The sequence below is a fragment of the Cellulomonas pakistanensis genome (assembly GCF_016862755.1).
GTDB lineage: Bacteria > Actinomycetota > Actinomycetes > Actinomycetales > Cellulomonadaceae > Cellulomonas > Cellulomonas pakistanensis.
In genome coordinates this window covers 1-4,949 of the sequence record NZ_BONO01000046.1, presented here as the reverse complement: position 1 = coordinate 4,949, position 4,949 = coordinate 1, and the positions used below count along the sequence as shown (strand labels likewise).

The 4,949-nt window shown below is 78.3% G+C and carries 5 protein-coding genes; all 5 read left to right on the top strand.

Going from position 1 to position 4,949, the window contains the following annotated elements; translation table 11 throughout:
* Window positions 1-376 (top strand): ATP-binding cassette domain-containing protein (locus tag Cpa01nite_RS18330; protein WP_203670302.1); only part of this gene is annotated, 376 nt, incomplete at its 5' end.
* Window positions 373-1,620: an ABC transporter permease gene (locus tag Cpa01nite_RS18325; RefSeq protein WP_203670301.1), complete on the top strand. Its 1,248-nt coding sequence runs from the start codon at window positions 373-375 to the stop codon at window positions 1,618-1,620. The genes Cpa01nite_RS18330 and Cpa01nite_RS18325, both read left to right, overlap by 4 nt.
* Before the next feature lie 390 nt (window positions 1,621-2,010).
* Window positions 2,011-3,066 carry a hypothetical protein gene (locus tag Cpa01nite_RS18320; RefSeq protein ID WP_203670300.1) on the top strand — a complete coding sequence of 352 codons (1,056 nt, stop codon included), beginning with the start codon at window positions 2,011-2,013 and terminating at the stop codon, window positions 3,064-3,066.
* A 1-nt stretch (window position 3,067) separates the two neighbouring features.
* The gene (locus Cpa01nite_RS18315) at window positions 3,068-4,717 is read left to right on the top strand and encodes a hypothetical protein (protein ID WP_239068918.1); all 1,650 of its coding nucleotides are present in this window, start codon (window positions 3,068-3,070) and stop codon (window positions 4,715-4,717) included.
* Window positions 4,714-4,949: ATP-binding cassette domain-containing protein (locus Cpa01nite_RS18310; protein ID WP_203670299.1), on the top strand; the 236-nt coding region annotated here is incomplete at its 3' end. The genes Cpa01nite_RS18315 and Cpa01nite_RS18310, both read left to right, overlap by 4 nt.

The window sequence follows — 4,949 nt, the reverse complement described above, 5'->3', positions numbered from 1 at the left end:
TACGGTGCTCGACAACGTCCTGCTCGCCACCCTGTACAGCGGGGTGCCGCGCGCCGAGCGGCGCGCCCGGGCGCTGGCCGCGCTCGACCGCGTGCACCTGGGGCACCGGCTGCGGTTCCTGCCGACGACGCTGTCCGGCGGCGAGCGGCAGCGGGTCGCCGTCGCGCGCGCCGTCGTCGCGTCGCCGGGCGTCCTGCTGGCCGACGAGCCGACCGGCAACCTCGACACCCACAACTCCGCGGAGGTGCTCGACCTGTTCGACGAGCTGCACGCCGACGGGCTCACGCTCGTGGTGATCACCCACGACGACGTCGTCTCCGCCCGGGCCCGGCGCCGGGTGCGGATCGCCGACGGCCGGCTCACGGAGCTCGCGTGAGCGCCGGGGTCCTGGACACGCCGCGCGCCGACCGGTTCGGCCTGCGCGACCTCGCCGCGGAGGCCGCCGCCGGCGTCGACGCCCGCCCGGGGCGGCTGTTCCTCACCATCCTGGGCACCGTCCTCGGCATCGCGTCGGTCGTCGTCACCGTGGGCCTGGCGCAGACCGCGGCCGGGCAGATCGCCCGCCGGTTCGACGCGGTCGCCGCGACCCAGGCCATGGCCTCCGCCAGCACGACGCGCGGGGCCGACGGCGAGCAGCGGGCCGCCGCGCCCCTGCCGTGGGACGCGCCGGAGCGCGCCGAGCGCCTGGCGGGCGTCGAGGCCGCGGGCCTGGTCGCCGCCGTCGACGTGGCGGGCGCCGCGGTCACCGCGGTCCCGGTCAACGACCCGTCCGCGCCGGCCACGACGTCGGTCGCCGTGCTCGCGGGCTCGGGCGACCTGCTCGACGCGGTCCGCGGACAGGTCGTCACCGGGCGGTACTTCGACGCCGGGCACGACGCCCGCGCCGACCGCGTCGCGGTGCTGGGCGTCCGCGCCGCGGAGCGGCTCGGCGTCTCGCGCGTCGACCGGCAGCCGTCGGTGTTCATCGGCGAGCGGTCCTACACCGTCGTCGGCATCGTCGACGGCATGCAGCGCCGGACCGACCTGCGCGACGCCGTCGTCGTCCCCCTCGGCACGGCGCGGGCCGACTTCGGCCTGGCCGCGCCGGACGAGCTGCACCTGCGGATCGCGGTCGGCGCCGGCCCGGTCGTGGGCGACCAGGTGCCGGTGGCCCTGTCGCCGAACACCCCGGAGACGGTCACGATGCAGGTCCCCGGCGCCGGTGGCGGGGTGCGCGACGACGTCCAGGCCGACATCAGCACGATCTTCCTGGCCCTGGGCGGCGTCGCGCTGCTCATCGGCGGCCTCGGGATCGCGAACGTGACGCTGCTGTCCGTGATGGAGCGGGTGGGGGAGATCGGCCTGCGCCGGGCGCTGGGGGCGCGGCGCCGGGACATCGCGGCGCAGTTCGTGCTCGAGTCGGCCACCGTCGGGCTGCTCGGCGGCATGGTCGGCGCCGCGCTCGGCGTCGCGGTCGTGGTGCTCGTGTCGGCCGCGCAGTCATGGACGCCGATCCTGCACCTCGGCGTCGTGCTGCTGTCCGCCGCCGGCGGCGGGGTCATCGGCCTGCTCGCGGGGGTCTACCCGGCGCTCAAGGCCGCGCGGGTGGAGCCGATCGCGGCGCTGCGCGGCGGGGTGTAGCCGCCCGGCGGGGACGGGTGCCCTCAGCGGTACCCGTCCCGCACCGGGGCCGGCGCCGGGACCGTCACCCGCGACCCCGCACGCGTCTCTCCCGTGCCTGCTCCCTCCCCTGCCCGCACCCGACGCCCGGCCGCCCGCCCGAACGCCCCCCGAACGACCGGGGTGCACGCGCGTGCGACCTGCTCAGGGCGCGGGCGGCTCGCGCCACCACGCACGGCAATCCGGGCGGCGGGCTAGGTGCTCCGGCGCTGCCGCTAGCGTCGCGACCTGTGGACACGCGGCTCGGCCGCACGCGTGCGGACCTCCCGGAACGCCCACGCGCGGGGGATCGCCCACACCACGCGGGGCGCGTTCGCCGGCGGTGCGCCGGCGCCGACGAAGGGCCCGACGATGACCGCCTCCCGATCTCCCCGCCCCGCGGCCGTCGCCGCGCTCGCCGTCCTCGCGCTCGTCGGCTGCTCCGGTGGAGACGCCGGCGGCGGCCCCACGAGCTCCACGACGTGGACACCCGGGCCGCTCGACGAGTACCAGGCCCGGATCTACGGCTACTCGCTGGACCGGGAGGCGAGCGCCCGGCAGCGGGCGCAGGCCGACGGCGACCGGCAGCACCGCCGCTTCGAGGAGGCGGTCGCGGCGTGCATGGCCGAGCAGGGCTTCGACTACACGCCGGCGGAGAGCGGGGGCGTCGTCTACGCGTCCGAGGACCCCGACGTCGTGCGCGGCACGCGGGAGTTCGCCGAGCGTTACGGCTACGAGATCAGCGCCGGCCCGTCGGGGGACGGGGACGCCGGCGGCGGCGCCGAGTGGGAGGACCCGAACGCGGAGTACGTCCGGTCGATGTCCGCGAGCGAGGCCGCCGCCTGGTCCGAGGCGCTGTACGGCCGGGAGGCCCCGGGGGACGGCGACGACCTCCAGGAGGACGACGTGGCGAGCGCCGGGTGCTACGGCGCCGCCCAGCACGAGGTGTACGCGGGCGGTGGCGTGCTCGACGAGTTCGCCGGACTCCAGCAGGAGCTGGCCCGGTTCGCCCAGACGGTCCAGGCGGACCCCCGGGTCGCCGAGCTCGAGAGCGCCTGGGCCTCGTGCATGGCCGACCGGGGGTACCCCTCCCTCAGGGACGTGGCCACCGCGAACCAGGCGCTCGCCGCCGAGTGGGAGGACCTGCGCGGCACCCAGGACCCGGGGTACCTGGCGGAGCTCGACGCCTGGGACTGGGCGGCGGAGCCCGGCGGCCCGCCGGCGCCGGAGGTCGACCCGGCGGCGGTCGCGGTCTTCACCGAGAAGGAGATCGGCCAGGCCGTGGCCGACGTCGAGTGCCAGGAGCAGGTCGGCTACTGGGCCGGGCGGCTCCGCGTCGACCGCGAGCTGCAGCAGGAGTTCGTGGACCGGCACGGGGACGAGCTCGAGGCGTGGGCGACAGCCGCCACCGCGGCGCGGGGGGAGTGACGTGGGCGCGGGCCGCGAGCTCGTCCCGTCCGACCCCGCCGGGCCGGTCGACCCCGCCGGGCCGGCCGACCCCGCCGCGGAGGCTGCGCCGTCCTGGCGCTCGGGCGGCCGCACCCTGGTCGTCCTCGCGGCCGTCGCCGTGGTCAGCCTGGTCGCGGGACTCGGCCTGTCCCGGTTCGTGCTGAACCCCGCCGACGCGGCGGCCCGGACGGCGCCGCCCGAGGCGGGGCCGATCACGGTCCCCGTGGAGCACCGCGAGCTGAGCAACGACGTGACCGTGCGGGGCGACGTCGTGTTCGACGGGGCCGTCGACCTGCGGGTCGAGACCGCGGACCTGGGCGAGCGGGCGGTCGTCACCGGCCAGGTGCCCGAGGTCGGCGCGACCCTCGACGCCGGCTCCGTCGCGCTCGAGGTCGCCGGCCGACCCGTGCTCGTGCTGCCCGGGGGGCTGCCGACCTACCGGACGCTCGCCCTCGGCAGGTCCGGGCCGGACGTGCTGCAGCTCAAGGCCGCACTCGGCACCCTCGGCATCGACGCCGGCGACGCGGCCTCCGACGTGTACGACCGGGACACGGCGGCCGGTGTCGCCGCGCTGTACCGGCGCGCGGGTTACCCGGCCCCGTCCCCGTCCGAGGACGCCACCCGGGCCCTGACGGCCGCCGAGCGGGGCGTCCGGTCCGCGCAGGCGGCGGTGACCGCGGCCGAGGACGCCCTCGCCGCCGCCGGCAGCAGGTCGGTCGCGTCCGACGTGGCGGCCGCCGACGCCCAGGTCCGGTCCTCGGAACGCGCCGTCGGTGTCGCCCAGGTCGAGCTGGACGCGTGCGCGGCCGACGAGTGCTCCCCGGGCGAGGCCGCGCGCCGCCGGGCGGCCGTCGAGGACGCGCGCGACGCGGTGGGTGTCGCCGCGGCGTCCCGCGCCGCCCTCGACGCGGCGCCGGACACCTCGGCCGAGCGCGCCGCGCTGACGTCGGCCCGCGACGGCCTCGTGGACGCCCAGGAGGCGCTCGCGGACGCCCAGGACGCCACCGTGCTGGCGCTGCCCGCGGCCGAGGTCGTGTTCCTGGAGACCCTGCCGCGTCGGGTGGACGCCGTCTCGGTGCGCCGCGGCGGCACGGTCGAGGGCACGGTCATGAGCGTGTCCGGCGCGGCCCTGCGGGTGGTCGCCGCCGCCGCGCGCGCCGACGCCGCCCTGCTCGAGGTCGGGGCCGCGGGCACCGCCGTGCTGGAGGGCGAGGAGTACCCCGTGACGATCGGCGAGATCGCGGCGGGGACGTCCGGGGAGTCCTCGGGCCGGTCCACCGTCACCCTGCTGCTCGGCGAGCTCACGCCCGAGCAGGTCGCGGCCCTCCAGGGCCGCAACGTCCGGGTCAGCATCCCGGTGTCCTCCACCGGCGGGGCCGTGCTGGCGGTGCCCCTCGCCGCGCTCACCGCCGGCCCGGGCGGCGAGTCCCGGGTGGAGGTCGCGGGCGCCGACGGCACCACCGCGCTCGTCGAGGTCCGGACCGGCCTCGCAGCCGGCGGCTACGTGGAGGTCAGCGCCGTCCCCGGCGCGACGCTGGCCGAGGGAGCGCTCGTGGTGATCGGCCTCTCCGGGGACGAGGGCACCGACGAGGCGACCGGCACGGCCGGGGACGAGGACGCCGACGCGTGACGGCCGACCCGCTGGTCCCACCGGACCCCGCACCGGTCGTCGAGCTGCGCGGCGTCGCCCGGGAGTTCCCCGGGGACCCGCCCGTGGTCGCGCTCCGGCCGAGCGACCTGCGGGTCGAGCGAGGTGACTACCTGTCGGTGATCGGGCCGTCGGGCTCCGGCAAGTCGACGCTGCTGCACCTGCTCGGGCTGCTCGACCGGCCGACGGCGGGGGAGTACCTGCTCGACGGCGA

Excerpts from the sequence above, each read along its gene's own strand:
- Cpa01nite_RS18320 (WP_203670300.1), top strand. The coding sequence starts at position 2,011 with ATGACCGCCTCCCGATCTCCCCGCCCCGCGGCCGTCGCCGCGCTCGCC.